Genomic DNA, 24256 nt, shown 5'->3' on the forward strand with positions numbered 1-24256 from the left:
ATATTTATTTAACTTGCTTTAGTACTAAAAGAACTTGCTTATTATTAAATTCTAATTACTTTTGTGGTCTGTATGAAACGACTACTTATTCTACTTTTTTTTCCCTTCATTGCACAACTACATGCGCAGATTTTTGGTGGTGAAATTTTTTTGAAAGACAATTCTAACCTTTATCTCAATCAAATTTATGTTACCAATCTAGAAACTCAAAAAACCGTTTTAGCAGATTTTAATGGTGATTTTCAATTAGAAGCCAAACCAGGCGATATCATTCGATTTACCTCCATCGTCACCGAAAGAAAAGACGTGAAAGTAATGCCAAACATGATGATTTCTTATCGAAATTTAATTGAATTAAAATTGGCTTATACAGACATTGAAGAAGTTCTAATCCCCAATTTTAAAGTTTCTGGCAACCTTAGAAAAGATGTTCTAGCCTTGCGAACCGATAAGAAAAAAGACGAATTAGAGAAAGCCATCGGTTTGCCCAAACCAAAAGGAAACGGTTTGCCACCACAACTTCCCGTGGCAGGTTTTTATGGCGGCGGCCTCACTTTTAGTTTAGAAAGTATTTATGATATTTTATCTGGCGAAAGAAAAAAGCAAGAACGCTACCAAGAATACGAAATAATGACCAGAGATATTACCAATATTCAAAAATATTTTGGCGACGACTATTTTATCAGATTGAAAATTCCGCAAAATTTAATCCCCAACTTTTTGCAATTTGTGTACAGTTCAGATAATCTGAAATATTATTTAAACAATAATAATTATGAAGCCACGCAAATTTACATAGAAAAATACCTTCCTATTTACCTTGTGAGACTCAAAAACTCTAATCTTCAAAAAATTATTTCGCAACCTATAACAAATGAATAGGTAATTATTACTTTTTTTAATTAAAATTTTTGCGCTTATTATTTGTAAACTTACTTTAACTTTGTTTCTTAATAATTGCATATTTCTAAATGTTTTCTTTTAAAAAACCCGCTTTTTTCGAAAATTTTTGGCCAAAATCTTATTGGAAAGAAATTCTCGCCATTTTTATAATCCTTCTTGCTTTTGTTTTTTTTAAAAGTGAGCGGCACGAAATGCGCCAAATCGTTCCACAGTTGGAAGCTGCAAATCTCACCTGGATTTTAGTTGGTGTTTTTGTAACCCTTGCTTACGTATCGCTTCAAGCCTTGATGTATGTGGAAAGTTTTAGAGCCGTTGGTTTAAAACTAAAAATTTCTGAAGCCATCACTTTATTTTTAAAACGAAATTTTTTAAGCGTATTTCTTCCCGCAGGCGGCGTGACGTCTTTGGCCTATTTGCCCACAGAATTAAAAAGAAAAAATTATAACGCTGGCAAAATGCACCAATCTGGCGTTATTTATGGTTTTGTAGGTTTATTTACGGTTTTTCTTGTTGGCATTCCCGTCATTGCATATAGTATAATTAAACGGCAAAATATCGGCAACGCTTGGCTTGCACTTTTGGTTTTAGGTGCTATTCTATTGCTGCTGTTTTTATTATTTAAAGACATTCAGCATAAAGGATTTTTTTATAAATTTTTAGATAAAATTTTTCCTTCAGCAATGGTTTATATCGAGGATATTTTTTCTGCAGAAGTAGATAAAAAATATTTTTATAGAGTTGTGATTTATTCTATTATCATTGAATTTGTCGGTATATTTCACGTTTTTATTGCAATGGCAGCTTTGGGCGCGTCGCCATCTTTTAGCGCGGCAGCAATTGGATATACTGTCTCTGTTCTACTAATGATTATTTCCCCTTTTTTGCGAGGTTTAGGCGCAGTAGAACTCACGATGCTTTATATTTTTACTGCCTTTGGATTTAGCAACAGTACCGCTTTGGGCATTACACTACTCTATCGAATTTTCGAATTTTGGTTCCCGCTACTTTTAGGGATTTTTGCTTTTCTTTATAATGGTAGAAAATTATTTGCACGGATTTTTCCAGCGTTGGCAATCTTTTCTTTAGGTTTAATAAATATAATTTCTGTAATTACGCCACCTTTAGCCGACCGAATTAGTATCATGAAAAACTATTTGCCCGTTGAAGCATTGCATCTGTCAAAACTATTGGTTTTGGTTTTAGGTATTGCATTAATGGTAATTTCTGCACGTTTGATAAAAGGCTTAAAAAGCGCTTGGTATTTGGCAATTATTTTTTCTATCTTTTCTATTTTCGGAAATGTTTTAAAAGGCTTTGATTATGAAGAGGCCACCTTTGCGGCATTTACTTTATTTTTACTTATTTCAACACGGAAGCAATACGTTTTAAAAAGCAATCGTAAATGGTTGAAAATGGGTTTAAAATCAGTCTCAATAGTGCTTTGCGCAGTTTTAATCTTTGATTTTTTTAGTTTTTATTTAATAGACAAACGGCATTTCGGTATAGATTTCACGTGGAAACAATCGCTCTATTATACCTTTCAAAGTTTTCTTTTATTTTATACCGACCTTCCAAAACCCGAAACTGTTTTTGGTAAAGATTTCATAAGCATTACCAAATTTTTAGGATTTATGTCTTGGTTATTTTTGCTTTTTGCTTTATTAAAACCATTCAACCAAATATTTGGTGAAGGCGCGAAAGATAGCCGTAAACAGGCGGAAATTTTACTCAATAATTACGGGAATTCTGCCCTAGATTTTTTTAAAATAAGCAAAGACAAATTGCTTTTAGTCTCAAAAACTTTGGACGCTTTCACCTCTTATAAAGTTGCAAATGGATTTGCCATTGCACTAGAAGAGCCCGTTTGCAATGAAGAAGATAAACTATTTGCAATAAAAGAGTTTGAAGAATTCTGCAAAAAAAACGGCTTAAAATCGGCTTACTATCGCGTGCCCGAAGTAAATTTAGATCTATTTAAAATATTAAAAAAGAAAAAATTATTAATTGGTCAGGAAGCAATTGTAGATGTTCAAAATTTTACTTTACAAGGAAAAGACCGCAAATCTTTGCGAAACGGCATCAATAGTATTTCAAAAAAAGGTTTTGTTTCAGAAATTATTTTAGCACCACAAAAGGAAGAATTTTTAAATGAATTAAAAAATATTTCTGATGAATGGTTGAGTGAATTCAACAAAAAAGAAAGCGTTTTTTCGCAAGGTAGTTTTGAGACCGATTTATTAAAAAATCAAGACATTATTATTATAAAAGATGCAGAAGAAAAGGTTCAAGCTTTTCTAAATGTGATACCAGATTTTGCGCCAGACGAAACCACTTATGACTTAATCCGGAAAAGAAAAGCGGCACCTGGAGGCTGTATGGATGTTTTAATAGTAGCATTGATAGATTATGCAAAAAATAAAAATCTGAAATTTCTAAATATGGGCCTCACACCAATGAGTGGTTTAGACGCGCCAGATAATGCTGCAGAACAAATTATGAAATACGCGTATCACCGCGTTGGCAGTTTAAAACATTTTCAAACGCTGCGCTTTTTTAAAGAAAAATATGCTACAATTTGGGAAAACAAATACCTTATTTATGGCAATGATTTTGATTTGCTGCAGATACCTAATGCCCTAAATAAAGTAATGAAATCGCATCAAAAAGTTTAAAAATTAAGCGATCGCAAATGCCCATTAAAAAAAACAACCCGTAAAAGTGCAATGAAAAAATCGTCATATCTAAAAATAGTGCTGCTTGCAAGTCTAATGTTAATGATAAATTGCAAGCAATCTTCAGAAAATCCGGATTTTCCTGTGCGAGAACTAGATGCCAAAAACAACACGCCATTTATATTTTATATTAGCGGGGATGCAGGATTCAATACATTCTCTAAAAAACTAAGCGATCGTTTGCACAATGATCAGTTTGATATAACTGCATTAGATTCAAAATCTTATTTTTGGGCGCCTAAAACACCGAAAGAAACGACCGAAAAAATAAGTGCTTATTTGAGTGCAAAACTAAAAAATAGAAAAAACCAAAAAATAATTATGCTTGGCTACTCTTTCGGCGCGGATGTTTTGCCTTTCATTGTAAACAGATTACCAGAAAATTTACAAAAAAAAATCGCTGCTGTAGTTTTGCTGGATCCTAGTAAAACCGCAGATTTCGAAGTGAGTTTACAAGGCATGCTTCTCGATAAAGCGCGCGGCGATTACGAAGTTTTACCAGAAATAAATAAAATGAAAGTGGAAAAAACTTTAATTATAAGAAGCGATATTGGTTTAAAATTTCCGATAAATAAAGTTACGATCCCAAATTTAATTTCAAAACACCTTCCGGGAAATCATAGATTTAATTATGATTATGCAGAATTAGCACAATTAATTTTAGAAATTAATAAATCTTAATAAAATTTTCAGTTTTTTTTGAGTTTTATAAGATCTAAAAGTTTGCTATTGAGAAGAATAAAGTTAATTTTGTGCCGCTAAATAATTATGGGAAAAAATAAACAGGCACGTTTCGACGAAAATAAAATCTTACCAAACGTTTTTCAACCAACCAGAGCAGAAGTTTTGGAGCAATACAAACTCAAAGGAAAATGGAATGCGGAGGTTTTCAAAAATGAAAACCCCATTGTTTTAGAATTGGGTTGCGGAAAAGGCGAATATTCTGTAGGTTTAGCAAAAGCATTTCCAGATAAAAATTTTATTGGTATTGATATTAAAGGTGCAAGATTTTGGTTTGGTGCAAAAGAAGCAAACGAATCCGGTTTAGATAATGTCGCGTTTTTAAGAACGCAAATAGAACTCGTTGATTATTTCTTTGCAGAAAATGAAGTGGATGAAATTTGGATCACTTTCCCAGATCCGCAGATAAAATACCGACGAACAAAGCACCGATTAACGCATCCTGATTTCTTAGTGCGCTATAAAAAATTTCTAAAAAAAGATGGTTTAATTCATCTTAAAACAGATTCAGAATTTTTGCATGGCTACACTTTAGGTTTGCTTCAAGGCGCAGGTCACGAAATAATTACAGCGCACCACGATATATATGGCGCACCAGAATACGAAGCAAATACGCCACTTTTGCGGGAAATTCAAACTTATTATGAAGATCTTTTTGCAAAAAAAGGAAAAACCATTACCTACATAAAATTTCGTCTTCATTAATGAAAAAAATTACGAAAACACTAATGATTTTGAGTCTTGTTTTTTTCAGCCAAAGTTTTGCACAGAAAAAAACCGACAAAGAAAAGAAAAAATACAATTATGTTTTAACGACTACAAACATAAATGATATTGAAGAATTTCTTGCAACTGCAAATCATGAAGATCCAAGATATCCAATTTGTAAACGTAGATTGGTAGAATTGAAAAATGCAACTTGGATGAAAAATGGTCCTGTTACATTTATGCAACCACGACCAATTATGCAAGTTCCAAAAATGCAACAGCAATCTTTTGTAGATCAAACAGAATTTAATGAATTAAAAAAGAAAAATGGAGAAAAACACACTACAAAAACGGTCAATCTTCTTAATTCATTATTCAACCCAGATTTAAAAAGCGAAGAAAAAATCATATTGGTACAAAATCATTCTAATTGCAACATTATATTTTCAATACAAGGAGAAAAGGCAATAAAATTGGCGATTCCGGCAAAAGGTGAAGATTTTGCAATTGTGAAAAAAGGCGAATATCATTTAGAATCCAATATTTGTGGCATATCTTACAAAAGCACAAAAAATTTTCAGAAAAGCTCCATTTTAACATTGGAAGATCCTGTAATGTTAGGAAATAGATAAAATAAATGAAGATAAAAGCCGTTCCAATTTTTTTTGAGATGGTTTTTACAATATTAAACTTTAAGAACTATGCAATTGGAAATTTATCTAGTTTTTGAAAATATTGTTGCATTGCAATTCTAAAAAGTATTTTGGAGTTTTAATTTATTAAAAAATTAAAACGGTGTTCCAACTACAACAGAATTTCCCCATTTCCAGGCGTAATATAATTGCTTTATACTTTGTTCATAGGTCATCCCAGTTGCAGGATCGCTTACAACGATAAGCCCGTTCTTAGAAATCCTTTGTAGCAAAATAAAATGACCAACATGGGGATTATTGGTTGGATTTACAAATGCTATTAATTTCCAACCATCACGCAAAGTTCTATAAAGTTCTTGGTAATTAGCAGGGTAAGGAACGGTCCATGATTTAAAATTATAAGATTTAAGCAAATAATTAATTTCCGCTGGGCTTGCTGGTCTATCTTGCGGATATCCGGTTAATCTTGAAACGATTTGTGCTTGAGATTGCTTAACATTTGCTTGCCACAATGCACTCTGAATGCAAGAAGCCCAACACCAGTTTGGCTGCTCTTGAACGCTTATTTGCGCTACTAATTTTAATGAAAACGCAAAAAATATTAATAAAATTGTTTTTTTCATAATTTATGATTTTTATGTTTGATTAAATCTATTAATAAGGCTGTTTTCAAAATTACTAATTTTTTTTTAAAAGACTTTTCGCTGCCATCTAGCTAAAAACATTTTTAAAATTGATACTAGAAAAATAAAACATAAAAAAACCGAACTGTTTTCACAATTCGGTTTTTATATTTCAGAAAAAATCCTATTTTTCGTCGAAATCTGCATCAGCCTCTACTGATACTTTTTCGCCTTCTTCTTTAGATTTTTCTTTTTCTGCTTTTCTTTGAGATTGTCCTTCTTTGATGGCGTCTGCAACTACTGTTAATAATAAATCAACAGATTTTGAAGCATCATCATTCCCTGGAATAACATAATCTACTTTTCTTGGGTCAGAGTTAGTATCTACGATTGCAAATACAGGTATACCTAAACTTTTCGCTTCAGTTACTGCAATGTGCTCACGCAAAATATCTACCACAAAAAGTGCGGAAGGAAGACGAACCATATCAGAAATAGAACCTAAATTCTTTTCTAAATTAGCTCTTTGTCTATCTACCTGCAATCTTTCTTTTTTAGATAAAGTTTCGAAAGTACCATCTTTCTTCATTTTATCAATCTGGTTCATTTTTTTAACCGCTTTACGGATGGTTACGAAATTCGTAAGCATTCCTCCTGGCCATCTCTCTGTAATATAAGGCATATTAAGTTCCGAAGCGTGTTTTGCTACGATTTCTTTCGCTTGTTTCTTTGTTGCTACGAAAAGTACTTTTTTACCTGCAGAAGTTAATTTTTCTAAAGCTTTACAAGCTTCGTCTAATTTCACTGCTGTTTTATGTAAATCTACGATGTGAATACCGTTTTTCTCCATAAAAATGTATGGAGCCATATTTGGATTCCATTTTCTAGTCATGTGACCGAAATGAACGCCTGCCTCTAAAAGGTCTTTTACATTTGCTTTTGCCATGTTTTTGTTTTTTAGTTTACATTCCGCTGTTACGCAATCAACATTTCTTAAGATGGGAGAAAAGTTTGGGTGCTAAACTAAACGGGCAATTTTTAATTAAGATTTGTAGAGCCAAGAACCGAGAACCAAGAGATAAAAACTTTGAAAAGTCTTGCATCTTGAATCTTGCATCTTGAATCTGAAATTTTTTAACGTTTTGAGAATTGGAATTTCTTTCTCGCTTTTTTCTGTCCTGGTTTTTTTCTTTCAACCATTCTAGCGTCTCTTGTTAATAAACCTTCTGGTTTCAACAATAAGCGGAACTCTGCATTAATATCGCAAAGTGCACGAGAAATGCCTAATCTGATTGCTTCAGCTTGGCCAGTGTTTCCACCACCGAAAACATTTACTTTCACGTCATACTGCCCTACAGTTTCTGTTAACAAAAATGGTTGATTCACTTTGTAAACCATCACATCTGTAGAGAAATAATCTGCTGCGGCTTTACCATTTACCGTAATTTCGCCAGAACCTGGCTTAAGGTAAACTCTAGCAACAGAAGTTTTTCTTCTTCCTATTTTATGAGTTATAGACATATATTAATTATTTGAATTCGTTAATATTGATTTCTTTTGGCTGCTGCGCTTCATGCTTGTGATCAGTCCCTTCATATAAATAAAGATTTCTGAACAACTGACTGCCCAATCTGTTTTTAGGAAGCATCCCTTTGATGGATTTTTCTAAAACTTTCAAGCTGTCTTTTGTCTTTAGCTCTTCAGCAGTCATAGACTTTTGGCCACCAGGATAACCAGTATGCCAAATGTACGTCTTATCCGCCCATTTGTTTCCTGAAAGAGTGATCTTTCCAGCATTCAAAACAACCACATTATCTCCGCAATCTGCGTGAGGTGTGAAATTCGTTTTGTGCTTACCTCTCAAAATTTTTGCAACCTTGGAAGCCAAACGGCCCAACGGTTGGTTTTCGGCGTCTACCACAACCCATTCTTTATTTGCAGTAGCTTTGTTAGCCGAAACGGTTTTGTAACTTAATGTATTCACAATTTATCGTTTACGATTAAACATAATTTTACCCAATACGGGTGTGCAAAGGTAGGAATATTTTTTTGTTCTGAAAAGTATATTTCAGAATGTTTTAAAATTAAAACTAAAACATTGATCATATTGATTTTATCAAAAATAAATCTAGATTTTTACAGGTTTAGAAGCAATAAGTTTTTTTTATTTTTCAACTTCTGTACCAGCTGTCCACTATATCTTTTTTGTCATTGCGAGCAAAGCGAAGCAATCCGTTGAAAATTTTCGCAATTGCAATAACAAAAAAGGATGCCGTTCCCATCTGGGCTAAGTTGAGGATTAGAGTTTTGTTTGAACTAACTTCGATCTTTTTATATAATAATTGGATGTCCGATTTCAATCATAATGCTAATTTTTAACGCAAAGATTGAACTCCTACGCAGTTCTTTTGCAATATTGTTAATTTTTTCTACAAAGATATTACTCCTACGGAGCATTTTTATTTTTCGGAAAATTCAAAGATAAAATGGTATAGTATTTTTTTGGATATCCGCTTTCAACCATGTTGCTAATTTTTAACGCGAAGAAGAACGCAAAGATTTTTATTGATTCTCTGCCTAAATCATGTTTTTAAGGTCACAAATCGAAGATTCATCAATTCCTCTAAAACTATTATAAAAACATTGATCAAGCCGTTTCACTTCGTCGAATCTTTGATTTCACTTAGCAAAGTCCTTAAATAATAAAAAACATTTATGATGAATGACGGACCTACAGAAAATAAAAAATCAAACATTATTAATATTTATTTATTTTTGATAAAAAAAACAAATGAGCCACGGAAAACTTCGAACAGAAAAAAATTGTTTAAACTGCGGAAACATAGTAGAAGAAAAATTTTGCCCTCATTGTGGACAAGAAAACATAGAACCAAAACAACCATTTCATTCCCTTTTCACACATTTTGTAGAAGATTTTACGCACTATGATGGCCAATTTTGGAAAACAATCAAATACCTTCTTTTTCGCCCTGGGAAATTAACCAATGAATATTTGGCAGGAAAAAGACAACAATATGTAGTGCCAGTGAAGCTTTACATCTTTATTAGTTTTATTACATTTTTCCTTTTTTCTCTATATTCACCGGTTTCCACAGATCAAGTCTTCAATGACAGAGTAGTAAACAATGAGGCAAAAAAAAACATGGCTAATGAATTAAAATCAGATGAAGTTCTCGGACAGATAAACGCCATTAAACCTTTGGGCAAAGAAGATTCTTTGGCACTCTTAAAAGTACAAAATTTTGTAAAAGATTCGGCGAAATTCGATGAACTTATAGAAGAAACAGATATGAATAGCAAACTAAGTGAAAGTTCTGCCTATAGAGGTTTTAAGACAAAAAGTGAATATGATAAATATCAAAAATTGCATCCTTCTTGGCTCAATAGATTTGATAGACCTTTTGCTTATAAATTTTTCGAATTAAAAAAAATGGAAATTTCTAAAAAGGAAATTTTCATTAAATTTTTCGAAATCGCATTTCATAATCTCCCGAAAGCACTTTTTATTTACTTACCAATTTTCGCTTTTTTCCTGTGGCTTTTTCATAACAAAAAAATGTGGTGGTATTTTGATCATGGTATTTTTACACTTCATTACTTTTCTTTTTTATTGCTAATAATTACAATAATGTGGCTAACGGGAAAGGTATTTAATTTGCTTCCAGATAATGGTTTTGTGAATTTAATCCAAACCTTGGGTGGATTTGTAATTACAATTTATGCATTAATTTATTTTTTCTTAGCACACCATCGCGTTTATCACGCAGGTAAGAAATTTAGTGTCTTTATTGGGGTTATTTTATTTTTCATTAATTTTTTCGCTTTTTCTTTTTTGCTTGTAGGTTTGATGGCTTTAAGTTTTTTAATGCTTAAATAAATTGCAATTTTTGAGTAGGTTTCTTTTGAAATAAGAAAAAGCCATTTTCTTCTAATGAAAGTTTCATTAAAATTAAAACTATTTCAGGAAGATTTTATCTAATAACCTGAGTTCGATTATTATTCAATTTTCAAAGTATTAATTATCACCAACTTAAAAATATCAATTGCGTCGGGCTTTAGCCCGATGAAAGTAATGCGTCATTTGGCTTTAGCCAAAACGTATATTAGGTTTTGGCTAAAGCCAATTCTTATTTAAAACCTTATAAAACGGGCTAAAGCCCGTTCCTATTGATGTTTTTCAAAAAATTATTATTCGAACTTACGTTAATATACATTTTAAAACAAACCCTTTCAGAAGTTTAAAACCCTGAAAGGGTAAAAAAACAGCATCGTAATGCTATTTTTATCTAACAGAAAATAGCGCAATTCTGATTTCTTCTGAAGTTCATTATTTAGAATAATCAAAAAATATTTTAGAGAGTTAAAAATCAAATATAAGTTTCTTAATTACCTTTTGTGCATATAGAAAAATATTAAACGCAAAGGCGCAAATAATTTATTTTCAGATATTTACGTTTATAAGGCGCAAAGTTTTAACTTCGTTAAAAGATGAAAATCTTTGATTTTCTTGCGCCTTAGAACTATTTTCATAATAACTAAGTTCTTGCGCCTTTGCGTTTAACTTGATTTACGGCTAATTATGCAGCTTGTCTAAATGCACAACAGGTTCTTAATGATTAAAATGAGTATGAAAATATTGCTTAAAGAAAAATCAATAATACTAATTTCCAAGGTAAAATTGCATCTTTTTTCTTAAATTTGTAAAACTTTAAAAAAAATAATTAATTAAAATAAATTATGAATCTTCACGAATATCAATCTAAAGACATTTTAGCAACTTATGGCGTAAGAGTTCAACGAGGACACGTCGCGAATACAGTGGAAGAAGCAGTAAGCGCAGCACAAAAATTAACGGAAGAAACTGGCGCATCTGCGTGGGTTGTAAAAGCGCAAGTGCATGCTGGTGGACGTGGGAAAGGCGGCGGCGTAAAGTTTTCGCCAAATATGGATAAATTGAAAGAAAATGCTGGCAATATTTTAGGAATGCAGTTGGTTACACCCCAAACTTCGGCAGAGGGAAAAAAAGTGCATTCGGTTTTAATAGCAGAAGACGTTTATTATCCGGGAGAATCTGAAACTAAAGAATATTACGTTTCAGTACTTTTAGATCGTGCGCAAGGTAAAAATATGATTGTTTATTCTACAGAAGGTGGAATGGATATAGAACATGTAGCAGAAGTTACACCACATTTAATTCATAGTGAAGTTGTAGATCCTGCAGTTGGTTTACAAGGTTTCCAAGCGAGAAAAATTGCTTTTAATTTAGGTTTAAGTGGCGATGCTTTTAAAGATTTTACAAAATTTATAACTTCTTTGTATAACGCTTATGTTGGCATTGATGCTTCGTTGTTTGAAATAAATCCAGTTTTAAAAACATCAGATAATAAAATTATTGCAGTAGATGCAAAAGTTTCTTTAGATGATAATGCGTTATTTCGTCATAAAGATTTAGCAGCATTAAGAGATAAAAGAGAGGAAGATGCAACGGAAGTTGAAGCGGGCGAAGTAGGTCTAAACTTTGTAAAATTAGATGGAAATGTTGGTTGTATGGTAAATGGAGCCGGTCTTGCGATGGCAACTATGGACATCATTAAACTTTCAGGTGGAAATCCTGCAAACTTTTTGGATGTTGGGGGTACTGCAGATGCAGAAAGAGTAGAAAAAGCATTTGGTATTATTTTAAAAGATCCAAACGTAAAAGCGATTTTAATTAATATTTTTGGTGGAATTGTTCGTTGCGACAGAGTGGCACAAGGTGTTGTAGATGCGTATAATAATATGGGCTCTCTTCCTGTTCCTTTAATAGTAAGACTTCAAGGTACGAATGCTGTAGAAGCTAAAAAATTAATTGATGATTCTGGCTTACCAGTTCACTCAGCGATTACTTTGGAAGAAGCAGCCGACAAAGTGAAAGAGGTTTTAGGAAACTAAAATTTTAATTAAATAAAAAATTAAAAAGAAGATCAATTTTGGTCTTCTTTTTTCTTTGTAGTACATTAAGAGAATTTCTTAACTTTAAATAAAAATATGGATTTTAAAAATAATAGAAATGGAAACGGTGGCTTTATTTCTTTAAACAAAGAGGAGGAGGAAATTGGTAGATTAACTTATACTATTTTCGCCGATGATAATAAATTGGTTATCTCTTTTGTATTAGTCCATCCGAAATTTGAAGGTCGCGGCATGGGAAAATATCTTGTGGAAGAAGCCATAAAATTTGGACGAGAAAACAATTGGAGCGTTTATCCACATTGCAGTTACGCAAGATCTGTAATGAAGAGGATGCAAAATATTGAAGATGTTTTTTTAGAAAGTTAGCACTTCATTTAATAAAATTTCTTCAATATCATCTGGATAATTAACCTTTAATTGCTGCTCCGAATTTACCCAATTGCTGATTTCATTAACATCTAATTTTTTAGAATTTAAAACACCCATTTGGTGAAGTGCAAAAGCATTACATTCTTGTTCATATTGATTGCGAATAGGAATTACAAACAATTTTTTATGCAAAAAAAGTGCTTCGGCAGGACCTTCAAAACCAGCATTGCACAAAATACCTTCACAATTTTCAAAATGGTTTAAAAACTGGGTTTCATCTATCGGGAAAATTTCAACATTTTTTTCTCTAAACTGTAACTTGCAATGTTTGGAAAATATTTTCCAATCAACTTGTATTTGCGTTAAAACTTTAATTAAATTTTCATCCGAAAAGCTTGGCAAATAAACGATATAAAATCCTTTTTTGCTTGGATTCAAATTTCTTATTTTTCTTCTAATTACAGGTTTTTTAATTTTTGGATGATAATTTTCAAAGTGAAAGCCAATCTTATTTTCACTTGGTGCGTAATTATTTAAAATCCATTCGCCAAAAAGATCTTTATTTTTAGGTTTAGGTGTTTCATTAAAATTCAATGCCGCTTGGTGACTTAACTCTAACATTTTTAAATTTCTCAATTTGCAAGCCCAAGCCGTAAGTGGCTCATAATCATTAATTATTAAATCGTACTGCGACAATTCAATTTCTTTTATAGCTTTAAACGCTTTAATAAAATTATTTTGTAGAAGAATTTTTTTATAAGAAATTCCACCATTTTTATTGTACAAAAGGGAAATGCCTTTATGCTTAAAATTTATGGGAAAATCTGTCGTTAATTGCGATTGATGACCACTTATAAGGACATCTACAGAAGAATATTTTTTTAAGATTGGCACTATTTCTTGTGCGCGAGCAACGTGGCCATTTCCTGTTCCTTGAAAAGCATATAAAACTTTCATCCGTTTATACTTTTATTTTCAAAATTAAGTTGAAATTGCCCACCTACAAAAGTATTTGTTTGAATTAAAATTAGCGAAATCATATCAGGAAAATTGCGTTACAATTTTTAGAAGATCTTCATTGCTAATTTCTTGGTCGTCTTCTGCTTCTTTATCTGAAAATAAATGTTTATTATCTTCATAATAAAAGATTTCCCAATGGCCATTGTTGTATTCTAAAGAAGAAAGATTTTCAATCCAATCACCCGAATTTAAGTACATGCAAGAGCCATTTTTGGAGACAACTTGCCGCATTTGAGGTTGATGAATATGGCCGCAAACAACGTAATCATAATGATTATCAATGGCAAGTTCAGAAGCAGTTAATTCAAAATCACCAATAAATTTGACGGCTTTCTTTACGTTGTTTTTAATTTTTTTAGAAAATGAATACTTTTCTTTACCCATTTTCTCTAAAAACCAGTTAACGATGGTATTGATTAGTATCAATAAATCATACCCTTTTCCACCTAATTTCGCAATCCATTTAGAATGCTGTACAGATGCGTCGAAAACATCGCCATGGAAAATCCAAGTTTTTTTTCCGTCTAAATCGAGACAAAGTTTATTGCAAAGTTTTAAGTTTCCAAGTTCAAAATCTGCAAATTTCCTGAACATTTCATCATGGTTGCCCGTAATATAAAAAACATTAGTTCCTTTTGTGGCGAATGAAATAATTTTTTTAATTATTTTTAAATGAGATTTGGGGAAGTAAGATTTTTTAAATTGCCAAATGTCGATAAAGTCACCATTTAAAACTAATGTTTTTGGCTTAATAGAATCTAAGTACTTTAGCAGTTCTTTAGCTTTACAACCGTAAGTTCCCAAATGTACATCAGAAATAACAAGCAATTCTACGTCTCTTTTCATTAGTTAGTTTATACAAAGTAACTAATTGAAAATGAACTGAATATTAATGCAACATTATATTTTATAAACTTTCTAAAAGTTCATCCGTAATTTCCATATTGTGATAGACATTCTGCACATCATCATCTTCCTCAAATCTATCTAACATTTTCATATTAATTTTAAATTGCTCTTCTGAAACCTCTTTTGTGCTATTAGGAATGCGTTGTAATTCTCCACTCTTAACCTCGATTTTCAAATCATCTAACTTGTGAGACATCGCGCCGAAATCTTCAAAAGCAGTTGTAATAAGTACCTCATTTTCATCCTCATCAATATCTTCTGCTCCGGCATCAATCATTTCCATTTCAAAATCGTCCCATTCCAAATTAACAGCAGATTTATCCAAATTAAATATACCTTTTCTGTCAAAAATAAAAGCCAATTCTCCGTTTTTACCGAGATTTCCATCAAATTTATTAAAAATTGCCCGAACGTTTGCTACGGTTCTAGTGGGATTATTTGTGGTACATTCAACAAAAAAAGCCACGCCTCCTTGGCCATAACCCTCGTATGTGATTTCCTCATAATTTTCAGCATCTGCTCCACTTGCTTTCTTAATTGCACGTTCTACGTTATCTTTAGGCATATTCGCACCTTTCGCATTTCGAATGCAGTGGCGCAAAGTCGGATTAGTTTCAGGATCAGGACCGCCCGCTTTTACGGCCAAAGCAATATCTTTTCCTATTTTAGAAAATGTTTTTGCCATTTTATCCCATCTAGCCATTTTAGAGGCTTTTCTATATTCAAATGCTCTTCCCATAGAAATATTATAATTTATGTTTGCAAATTTACGCAAAATCATAAAAAAACGCCCTCAAAATTGAGAGCGTTTTTATTATGATTTAAAAAGAAATTCTAATTATTTTCTTTTTTTCTTCATTGATTTCTTTTTCACTGTTGCTTTTTTAACAACAACTGGAAGATCAGATTTTTGCATTGCATCAAAAGCATCTTTATCAACAGCAGTTACTACAACTTTTCTATCAGCCATTCTTTCAGCATCTGAGGCTGTTTCTGGCACTGTTGCATTTGCTTCACCTACACCTTTAGATTTCAATTGATCAGAAGATACACCTCTCGCTTCTAATGCAGCAACTACAGAAGCTGCTCTTTCTCTAGAAAGTTGCAAGTTATATGCTTCAGAACCTTTTTTATCTGTTTCACCAGTTACTAGGAAAGTTCCACCGTTTGAAGATTTTACAATACTAGCAGCTTGATCTAACTTATCACTAGATTCTGGTCTTAAACTAGCTTTGCCAAAGTCAAAGAAAATACCTTTAAGAGCCTTTGTTGCTTCATCAGCAATTTCAGTTTGAGGTTTTGGACAGCCATTGTATTCTGCTAAACCAGGAACTGTAGGACAAGCATCGTCTTTATCTAAGATTCCGTCATTATCAGTATCTGGCCAAGGACAACCTTTATTTTCAACTGGACCTGCAACTGTAGGACAAGCGTCATCTTTATCTAAAACGCCGTCATTATCAGTATCTGGCCAAGGACATCCGTCATTATCTGCAGGACCTGCAACTTCAGGACATTTGTCAACTTTATCGAATACACCGTCACCATCAGTATCTGGGCAACCGTTGAACTCTGGATTTGTTGAAGCAATTCCAGGTACATCTGGGCAAGCATCATCTTTATCTAAAATACCATCTTTGTCTTTGTCTGTATTACCAAATCTAAACAAAAGGGAAGCAGAAGCTTGCCAAAAGTTTACAACACTTGATTTATTTGTTGGCGTAGAAATATAATCACCTTGAACGCCTAAACCAAAGTTTTTCGTTAACCAGAAATTCGATCCTAAACCTGTTGCAACCGTAAAGTGGTTTGCTTTACCTGTAAGGTTTTTGTCACCATCATAAGTTGACTGAAGCACACCATTAACATCAGTTTGCGGGAAAGTAAGACCAGTATAATCGTGTCTTAAGTAATTCGCACCTACTCTTACATAAGGATCAAACCAGGAATCTTCATTCCAAAGTCCGTTTATTTTAAATTGTAAACCTAGACCTGTCTGCAAGAAAAATTCTTTTCCGTAAGAAAATCTTTTATTATCTACATTTCCAACAGTAGTCTGCCAGTCAATTACTAGATATTTGTTTAGATTTCTCGCAACAGTTAGTTTTGATAATGGTGGTGTAATTGTAAAATTACTAGCGTTGTACAATTCACCGTTACTTTTACCGCCAAAAGCAGTAGATAAAACATCGCCTGCTTTACCACCTGCTGCAACATGATTTTCACCATGTGCTCCAACTCCAATAAGCCATGGGTTGGTGGTAGTTTGGGCGAAAACAGTAGTGGCAACAGTAAGTGCCAATGCTGAAATTCCTAATTTTAGATTTTTCATAGAATTAAATGATTAAATAATTGATATTGCAAAATAAATATAATTTTTCCTTATAAACAAAGATTTCGCGAGTTTTTTTAACTTTTCTTTAATATTCTGTCCAAATTTCTTTTACTCTCTCTGTTTTTTATACTTTCTCTTTTGTCGTACAGTTTTTTTCCTTTACCGACTGCAATTAACACTTTGGCCTTTCCATTATCATTAATGTATAACTTCAGCGGCACGATAGTGTTACCAACGTCGTTCAACTTCTTATTAAATTTTAAAAGTTCTTTTTTATGCAATAGCAACTTTCGTTCCCTTTTTGCCTTATGATTATAGAATGTTCCTAATTTATATTCGTCAATATTCATATTTATAATATAAAGTTCACCTTCTATAAATTGACAAAAAGCCTCGGTAATTGATGCTTTTGAACTACGCAAAGATTTTATTTCTGTACCTGTAAGCACAATCCCTGCTTCTAACTCATCTAGAAGTTCGTACTCGAAGCGAGCCCGTTTATTAAATATATTAACTGTTTTTTGTATTTTCATTAATTAAAACTTTAAAACCTTACTAGACATTTCTATCATATATATAATGCACAAAATTTTGTACTTTTGCGCCAAATTTACAAAACAATATGTTAACAGTATCTAATCTATCCCTACAATTCGGCAAAAGAGTTCTTTTTGACGAAGTAAATATAAAATTTACCAAAGGTAATTGCTATGGTATTATCGGTGCAAATGGGGCAGGAAAATCAACTTTTTTAAAAATTTTAAGTGGAGAACAAGATCCCACGTCAGGAAACGTATCTTTAGAACATGGCAAGAGAATGTCCGTTTTAGAACAAAATCACTTTGCCTATGATAATTTCACAGTTCTTGATACTATTTTAAGAGGCAACAAGAAATTATTTGAGATAAAAGAAGAAATGGATGCTCTTTATGCAAAAGAAGATTTTTCTGACGCAGACGGTATAAAAGCTGGTGAACTTGGAGTGATCTATGAAGAAATGGGTGGTTGGAACGCAGAATCTGATGCGCAAACCATGCTTTCTAATGTTGATATTTCTGAAGATATGCATTACCAAATGATGTCTGAACTAGAAAATAAAGATAAAGTACGCGTCCTATTGGCGCAGGCGCTTTTTGGGAGTCCAGATGTTTTAATTTTGGATGAGCCAACAAATGATTTGGATATCCAAACAATTTCTTGGTTAGAAGATTTCCTATCAACTTACGAAAACACGGTAATTGTAGTTTCGCACGACCGTCACTTTTTGGATACGGTTTGTACTCATATTGGCGATTTAGATTTTTCTAAATTAAATCTTTACACTGGTAATTACTCCTTCTGGTACCAAGCTTCGCAATTAGCCACACGCCAAAAGCAGCAAGCCAATAAAAAAGCAGAAGATAAGAAAAAAGAACTTCAAGATTTTATCGCCCGTTTTAGTTCTAATGTTGCAAAAGCCAAGCAAGCAACCGCTCGAAAAAAAATGATCGATAAATTAAACATCGAAGATATAAAGCCGAGTTCTAGAAGATATCCAGCAATTATTTTTGATACCGAAAGACAAGCGGGAGATCAAATTTTAGAAATTAAAAATCTAGAAAAAACCAAAGATGGTGAATTGCTATTCTCCAACATTGATCTTAATTTAAAAAATGGCGATAAAGTAGCTGTAATATCTAAAAATTCATTAGCAATAACAGAATTTTTCGAAATTTTAACTGAGAATGCAACAGCAGACAAAGGCAATTTCAATTGGGGAATTACCACCACACAATCTTATATGCCTTTAGATAACACAGAATTTTTTAAAGAAAACATTAATTTAGTAGATTGGCTTCGGCAATACACCAAAAACGATGAAGAACGCCATGAAGAATACATGCGTGGTTTTTTAGGCAAAATGCTATTCTCTGGAGACGAAGCCTTAAAATCTTGCACCGTGCTTTCTGGAGGTGAAAAAATGAGATGCATGTTTTCTAGAATGATGCTGCAACGCGCTAATTTCCTTTTACTTAATGAGCCAACAAACCACTTAGATCTAGAAAGCATTACCACACTAAATAACTCCTTGGTAAACTTTAAAGGAGGGATTCTTCTTGCTTCACACGATCACGAAATGCTTGAAACCGTTTGTAACAGAATTATCGAACTTACGCCAAAAGGAATTATTGACCGCGAAATGACTTATGACGAATATTTAACAGACAAAAAAGTAAAAGAACTGCAAGCGGAAATGTACGCTTAAGTTTTTATTATAAATTAAACCTATTTTAAACTTTTTAGAAAGCAATTTAATTCTTTTTGTTTGTGTAGTTTTTCCGCTAAAGTCGGGCTACAAAAAAAATCCCTTTCAACCTTAAATTTGAAAGGGATTTTTGTAGAAAACATGCAAACAAAACTATATTTTTTTTCCGTATTTTTGTAAAATGAGTCAAAAATGGATTTTTCACGAAGCGCCCGCCGAAGAAAGTGTAGATGCAATCGCCTCTTCTCTCGGTTTTGGAGAGTTAGAATCCAAAATATTAATTTTAAGAGGAATAGATAATTATAACAAAGCACGCGAATTTTTCAAACCAAATTTAGGCGATATTCACAATCCATTCCTAATGGCAGATATGCAATCTGCCGTCGAGCGCATTGCAACAGCCATAGAAAACGGAGAAAAAATACTCGTTTTTGGCGATTATGATGTTGATGGCACAACAGCCGTTGCTCTGATGTATCTTTATTTATCTAAAATAGTTCATAAAAAATATTTAGATTACTACATCCCAGATCGTAATGTAGAAGGTTATGGCATTTCTATTGACGGCATCAATTTCGCCAAAGAAAACGGATTTTCATTAATTATAGCCTTAGATTGCGGCATCAAATCTTTAGATAAAATAGATTATGCCAACGCACTGGATATAGATTTCATCATCTGTGATCACCATTTACCAGGTGATGAAATTCCAAAAGCAGTTGCTGTTTTAGATCCAAAACGGAACGATTGCAGATATCCCTTCAAAGAACTTTCTGGCTGTGGCGTTGGTTTTAAATTGTGCCAAGGATTAAATACCATTTATAAAGTTCCCGAAAGCGAACTTTTTGAATTAACCGATTTACTAGCTATATCCATCGCTGCCGATATCGTTTCTATGACGGGCGAAAACCGAGTTTTGGCCAAACAAGGATTAAAAATTTTAAGAAAAACCAGAAATATCGGTTTGCGTTTATTAATCCCCGAAGAAAAATTATCCACTTTTGAAATCTCAAATATTGTTTTTGAGATTGCCCCAAAAATCAATGCAGCGGGCAGAATTTCCCACGGCAAAGCGGCAGTAGAATTAATGGTTTCTGATAATTTGAAACACGCCCACGAAATCGTGAGTAATATTTTAGACTTGAACACCTCGCGTCGCGAGTTAGACAGCTTCAGTACCGTTCAGGCTTTAGAACAAATTATTGAAACCAATCAAGTTAATAATTTTTCCACCGTCGTTTACGGCCCAGGTTGGAACAAAGGCGTTATTGGGATTGTAGCATCGCGTTTAACTGAAACTTATTATAAGCCCACTTTGGTTTTCACCGACGGCAACAATGGCGAGTTGGTTGCTTCAGCACGTTCTGTGGCAGATTTTGATGTGCATGCTGCATTAGACAAATGCTCAGATTTATTTTTAAGATTTGGCGGCCATCCTGCTGCTGCAGGACTTTCTATGGAAAAAGAGAAGTTCGAAAAATTTAAAATTAAATTTGAAAAAACAGTCTCCGAACAAATACAAGAACATCAAAAAAGACCTTCTTTAAAAATAGACTCAGAAATTAAAATTAAAGATTTAGATAAAGAATTCTTTAGTTTTCTGCGCAGATTAGCGCCTTTCGGCCCTGGAAATATGAAGCCCATTTTAGTTTTGAGAAATCTAAAAATTTCTGGCTATTTAAAAATGATAGGAAAAGATGATGCGCATTTGAAATTTAACATTTTAAACCCAAGCACAGGAAAAACCATTGAATGCCTTGGTTTTAAAATGGGAAAAATGGCAGAAAATTTTAGAACTAAAAAATTCGATCTCGCCTTCACTGTAGATGAAAATAATTGGCGCGGAAATGTTACTTATTTCCTCAATATCAGAGATGTGAAATTTTTGTCTTAACGTTGTTAAATTGTTAAGAAATTTTATTTAAAATTCGTGAGTTAGTGGCAAAATTTTAAAATGAAAAAAATCGGTTTATTTTTCGGCTCCTTTAATCCAATCCACATCGGACATCTGATTTTGGCCAACTATATCTTGGAAAATACCGATATGGATGAACTTTGGTTCGTTGTTTCGCCGCAAAATCCCTTCAAAGAAAAAAAATCACTTTTGAATGACCATAATAGATTAGCTATGGTGAGATTGGCGATAAAAAACTATCCGCAAATGCGCGCTTCTAATATAGAGTTTTCTCTGCCAACTCCCTCATATACAATAGATACTTTAATATATTTAAAAGAAAAATATCCAAAAAATTCTTTTTCATTAATCATGGGCGAAGATAATCTCAAAAGTTTGCACAAATGGAAAAATTTTGAACTTTTAATTAAAAATTATCAAATCATAGTTTATCCGAGAACATCTAGTGAAGAACGACCAGAAATCACTTGGAATCAGGAAAATATTCATCGTATTTCTGCGCCAATTATAGAACTTTCTGCCACGGAAATCCGCCGAATGATTAGGGATAAAAAAAACGTGAGACCTATGTTGCCGCCCGAGGTTTTTGAATATTTGGATGGTAGCAATTTCTATAGATAATTTTAGATAAAAGATGCAAAGATAATAGACAATTAAATTGTAGATTTAACTTTTAATACAAATAAATGGATTTTATAGATAAATTTTTCGCAAAATATTCAGAAGATAAATTAGTGCGCTATTTCAAGATTTTTTCTGTGGGAGAAGGTATTACTTGCTTTCTTCTTTATATAATTGCAATGCCGCTAAAACTCTATTTTCCGGAAGAGAATTTCGCACTTATTTTCATTATAATTGTTGGTAATATCCACGGCTTATTTTTCACATTATACCTTATATTTTGTCTGCCGATGCGCAAAATTTTTGTTTGGGACGACGAAGATTTCGTTTTTGCACTGCTTTCTGCTTTTTTCCCATTTGCCACTATTTGGATAGAGCGAAAATTCACAAAGCTAGATCGCGATTGATAATTTTTACAAATTTGAACTATAAATTTTTTACAGTTTCTATTGCATAAAATTTTTGCACGAATTTACGGTTTTACCAAACTGTTTATCATTCCATTAAAAATAAAATAATGAAAAGGTAAAACACTGTACCAATACAACCTACCAGAAAGTCCTAAAGGTCTGTAAATCGCAGTTTGATGCAATATTCCATCCACTATTTTAAATTCTAACCATGCTTCTCCGGGTAATTTCATCTCGGCAAAAAGCAGCAATTTTTTTTCTTTTTTATTGGCATAAAGTACGCGCCAAAAATCCAAAGTATCGCCCGCTTCCAAATAATTGAGGTTTCTTCGGCCACGACGCAAACCTACGCCGCCAAATAATTTATCAATAAAACCCCGAATAGACCACAGAAAATCGCCGTAATACCAACCGTTTTGTCCACCAATAGAAAAAATTCTATCTAAAGTTTTTTCTTCATCTATAACTTTTCGCACTTTTACATCCCTAAAACAGCCGTATTTCGGCACTTCCATATATTGCCAAACATTTTTTTCATGAAAATTTTCTGTAAAAGAATCGTACCAACTAGAGAGCACATCATTTTGTTTTATCTTATCAAATGCCAACTCTAGGGCTTCTTTGTAATCTAAAAGTTCAATCCCTAAAATTTCTGCTAAATTATTTTCTTTTGCAACCACATCAATTTTCATACTATTTACGAGATTTTTTGCCAAAGGATATGAAGTTGATGTGACGAAATAAAGCCAATAAGAAGATAATTTTGGCGTCATCACCGGAACCGTAATAATGCGGCGTTTTAACTTTCGAACTTCAGCAAATTTCAACATCATTTCTTTGTAAGTTAAAACTTCAGTTCCCGCGATATCAAAGGATTTGTTGAATGTATAAGTGTTTAAAAGAGATTTTACTAAAAACTGAATCACGTTACGAATCGCAATTGGTTGGCATTTTGTTTTCACCCAAATTGGCGTAATCATCACGGGCAATTTCTCTACCAAATCTCGGATAATTTCAAAAGAAGCGCTACCTGAACCCACGATAATTCCCGCTCGCAAAGCGGTTAAAGCGTATTTTGAACTTTCTAATGTTTCTTCTACTTGCTTTCTAGAACTCAAATGTTTAGAAAGATGCTCATTATTGACAATTCCCGTAAGATATATGACCTGTTTTGCGTCGGTTTTTTCTATAAATTTTTTAAAATTAATGGCAGAATCCCGCTCCATTTTCTCAAAATCGCCAGTCGTGGTGCTCATTGAATGGATTAAATAGTAAGCCGCTTCAATATCCTTCGGAATATTTTCTAAAGTTTCTGGAATTAAAAAATCGGTATGGATCACTTCAATAGAACCCTTGCGCAAATCAAAATCTTCATTAAATCTTGGCAAATCGCGCACACCACAAACCACGTGATGACCGTCATCTAAAAGCTGAATCAACAATCTTTTACCGATATAACCTGTAACGCCTGTAAGTAATATTTTCATACTATTTTTTTATAAAAGTACGATTTTCTTACTTTACTAAATAAAAAATGGTAAATTTTGAAAATTGCTAAAACTCCTGAAACAAATACCGATTTGGATAGTTTAATTGTGAAGATTTTCGCACACCATTTACAATAATATGTACGATATTCATTTGATCATCAAAATAATTATACATTAAACTTACCGCCGTTTCCACTTTTTTTGGATTTTCAATAGGTGAAGATTCTAAATAAATATCCACCGATTCTGCATCTTCTTCAAAGCCTAAATAATTAAGTTTAATGAATTGATTATTTACTTTTAATTTCAAATATTCCCCGCAATACTCTTTTAATAATTGATTAATTTGCTCTTTAAATTTTTTATCATTAAAACGGATTTCCTTTCCGTATTTATCATTCAAAGCATTTTCTAAATCATCCAAAAAAAACTTGGCAGAAACCTCAAAAGTTTTTGATTTTTCGTTGTACTTAAACTCCACGGAACCCACGTGATAGGGATGTTTTTCTTTAGCAAAAGCAGAAATAGCAAACAATAAAGTGAAGAATATTAGTAATTTTCGCATAGCCAAAAATAAAGATAAAATTTGTATTATCGCACTTTGTAAAA

General features: G+C 32.7%; 23 protein-coding genes. 12 read left to right on the forward strand and 11 right to left on the reverse strand.

Annotated features, from left to right (window positions below; all coding sequences use genetic code 11):
- Nucleotides 1–72: 72 nt before the first annotated feature.
- From C4S29_RS04350 to C4S29_RS04370, 5 genes are all read left to right on the forward strand, one after another.
- Complete coding sequence (locus C4S29_RS04350; protein WP_103912882.1) at nt 73–882, forward strand: hypothetical protein; 810 nt, start codon at nt 73–75, stop codon at nt 880–882.
- A gap of 89 nt (nt 883–971) precedes the next feature.
- A complete protein-coding gene (locus tag C4S29_RS04355; protein ID WP_103912883.1) occupies nt 972–3575 on the forward strand; it encodes a phosphatidylglycerol lysyltransferase domain-containing protein in 2604 nt (867 codons plus the stop codon).
- A 51-nt stretch (nt 3576–3626) separates the two neighbouring features.
- Nucleotides 3627–4316, forward strand: a complete 690-nt coding sequence (locus C4S29_RS04360) for an AcvB/VirJ family lysyl-phosphatidylglycerol hydrolase (RefSeq protein WP_103912884.1) — start codon at nt 3627–3629, stop codon at nt 4314–4316.
- A gap of 87 nt (nt 4317–4403) precedes the next feature.
- Nucleotides 4404–5081 carry a tRNA (guanosine(46)-N7)-methyltransferase TrmB gene (gene trmB, locus C4S29_RS04365; RefSeq protein WP_103912885.1) on the forward strand — a complete coding sequence of 226 codons (678 nt, stop codon included), beginning with the start codon at nt 4404–4406 and terminating at the stop codon, nt 5079–5081.
- Nucleotides 5081–5716 (forward strand): DUF6759 domain-containing protein, encoded by a 636-nt coding sequence (locus tag C4S29_RS04370; RefSeq protein ID WP_103912886.1) that lies wholly within the window; start codon nt 5081–5083, stop codon nt 5714–5716. Before trmB ends, C4S29_RS04370 begins: the two co-directional genes overlap by 1 nt.
- A gap of 155 nt (nt 5717–5871) precedes the next feature.
- Here C4S29_RS04370 and C4S29_RS04375 read toward each other — a convergent pair whose 3' ends face one another.
- The 4 genes from C4S29_RS04375 to rplM all read right to left on the reverse strand — a co-directional run bounded on the left by C4S29_RS04375 (nt 5872) and on the right by rplM (nt 8344).
- Entirely contained in the window at nt 5872–6360 is a 489-nt protein-coding gene (locus C4S29_RS04375) for a papain-like cysteine protease family protein (protein ID WP_103912887.1), read from the reverse strand.
- A 184-nt stretch (nt 6361–6544) separates the two neighbouring features.
- Entirely contained in the window at nt 6545–7306 is a 762-nt protein-coding gene (gene rpsB / locus C4S29_RS04380; protein ID WP_103912888.1) for a 30S ribosomal protein S2, read from the reverse strand.
- 188 nt (nt 7307–7494) lie between these two features.
- Nucleotides 7495–7881, reverse strand: a complete 387-nt coding sequence (gene rpsI, locus C4S29_RS04385; RefSeq protein ID WP_103912889.1) for a 30S ribosomal protein S9 — start codon at nt 7879–7881, stop codon at nt 7495–7497.
- A 7-nt stretch (nt 7882–7888) separates the two neighbouring features.
- Complete coding sequence (rplM, locus tag C4S29_RS04390) at nt 7889–8344, reverse strand: 50S ribosomal protein L13 (protein ID WP_103912890.1); 456 nt, start codon at nt 8342–8344, stop codon at nt 7889–7891.
- Nucleotides 8345–9151: 807 nt separating this feature from the next.
- On the opposite strand from rplM, the gene C4S29_RS04395 reads away from it, so the two are divergent.
- The 3 genes from C4S29_RS04395 (at nt 9152) to C4S29_RS04405 (ending at nt 12699) form a co-directional block, all read left to right on the forward strand.
- Complete coding sequence (locus C4S29_RS04395; RefSeq protein WP_103912891.1) at nt 9152–10258, forward strand: DUF3667 domain-containing protein; 1107 nt, start codon at nt 9152–9154, stop codon at nt 10256–10258.
- Between the two features lie 860 nt (nt 10259–11118).
- Nucleotides 11119–12312, forward strand: coding sequence for an ADP-forming succinate--CoA ligase subunit beta (gene sucC, locus C4S29_RS04400; RefSeq protein WP_103912892.1), 1194 nt, complete (start codon nt 11119–11121; stop codon nt 12310–12312).
- A 96-nt stretch (nt 12313–12408) separates the two neighbouring features.
- Nucleotides 12409–12699, forward strand: coding sequence for a GNAT family N-acetyltransferase (locus tag C4S29_RS04405; RefSeq protein ID WP_103912893.1), 291 nt, complete (start codon nt 12409–12411; stop codon nt 12697–12699).
- Here C4S29_RS04405 and C4S29_RS04410 read toward each other — a convergent pair.
- The 5 genes from C4S29_RS04410 to smpB form a co-directional block, all read right to left on the reverse strand.
- On the reverse strand, nt 12688–13659 hold the full coding sequence (locus C4S29_RS04410; RefSeq protein WP_103912894.1) for a glycosyltransferase family protein: 972 nt from the start codon (nt 13657–13659) through the stop codon (nt 12688–12690). The genes C4S29_RS04405 and C4S29_RS04410 overlap by 12 nt on opposite strands.
- A gap of 84 nt (nt 13660–13743) precedes the next feature.
- Complete coding sequence (locus C4S29_RS04415) at nt 13744–14568, reverse strand: UDP-2,3-diacylglucosamine diphosphatase (protein ID WP_103912895.1); 825 nt, start codon at nt 14566–14568, stop codon at nt 13744–13746.
- 61 nt (nt 14569–14629) lie between these two features.
- Nucleotides 14630–15370: a YebC/PmpR family DNA-binding transcriptional regulator gene (locus tag C4S29_RS04420; protein WP_103913037.1), complete on the reverse strand. Its 741-nt coding sequence runs from the start codon at nt 15368–15370 to the stop codon at nt 14630–14632.
- A gap of 99 nt (nt 15371–15469) precedes the next feature.
- Nucleotides 15470–16963, reverse strand: coding sequence for an OmpA family protein (locus C4S29_RS04425; RefSeq protein ID WP_103912896.1), 1494 nt, complete (start codon nt 16961–16963; stop codon nt 15470–15472).
- Nucleotides 16964–17040: 77 nt separating this feature from the next.
- Nucleotides 17041–17499 (reverse strand): SsrA-binding protein SmpB, encoded by a 459-nt coding sequence (smpB, locus tag C4S29_RS04430; RefSeq protein ID WP_103912897.1) that lies wholly within the window; start codon nt 17497–17499, stop codon nt 17041–17043.
- A gap of 89 nt (nt 17500–17588) precedes the next feature.
- On the opposite strand from smpB, the gene C4S29_RS04435 reads away from it, so the two are divergent.
- The 4 genes from C4S29_RS04435 (at nt 17589) to C4S29_RS04450 (ending at nt 22154) form a co-directional block, all read left to right on the forward strand.
- Nucleotides 17589–19211 (forward strand): ABC-F family ATP-binding cassette domain-containing protein, encoded by a 1623-nt coding sequence (locus C4S29_RS04435; protein ID WP_103912898.1) that lies wholly within the window; start codon nt 17589–17591, stop codon nt 19209–19211.
- A gap of 181 nt (nt 19212–19392) precedes the next feature.
- Entirely contained in the window at nt 19393–21105 is a 1713-nt protein-coding gene (recJ, locus tag C4S29_RS04440) for a single-stranded-DNA-specific exonuclease RecJ (protein ID WP_103912899.1), read from the forward strand.
- A gap of 60 nt (nt 21106–21165) precedes the next feature.
- Nucleotides 21166–21747: a nicotinate (nicotinamide) nucleotide adenylyltransferase gene (nadD, locus tag C4S29_RS04445; protein ID WP_103912900.1), complete on the forward strand. Its 582-nt coding sequence runs from the start codon at nt 21166–21168 to the stop codon at nt 21745–21747.
- 65 nt (nt 21748–21812) lie between these two features.
- Entirely contained in the window at nt 21813–22154 is a 342-nt protein-coding gene (locus C4S29_RS04450) for a DUF3817 domain-containing protein (RefSeq protein WP_103912901.1), read from the forward strand.
- A gap of 65 nt (nt 22155–22219) precedes the next feature.
- Here the strand turns inward: C4S29_RS04450 and C4S29_RS04455 are convergent, their stop codons facing one another.
- Complete coding sequence (locus C4S29_RS04455; RefSeq protein ID WP_103912902.1) at nt 22220–23644, reverse strand: SDR family oxidoreductase; 1425 nt, start codon at nt 23642–23644, stop codon at nt 22220–22222.
- Nucleotides 23645–23711: 67 nt separating this feature from the next.
- Entirely contained in the window at nt 23712–24212 is a 501-nt protein-coding gene (locus C4S29_RS04460) for a DUF6702 family protein (RefSeq protein ID WP_103913038.1), read from the reverse strand.
- Nucleotides 24213–24256 lie beyond the last annotated feature (44 nt).

Source organism: Halpernia humi (assembly GCF_900108025.1).
Lineage (GTDB): Bacteria > Bacteroidota > Bacteroidia > Flavobacteriales > Weeksellaceae > Halpernia > Halpernia humi.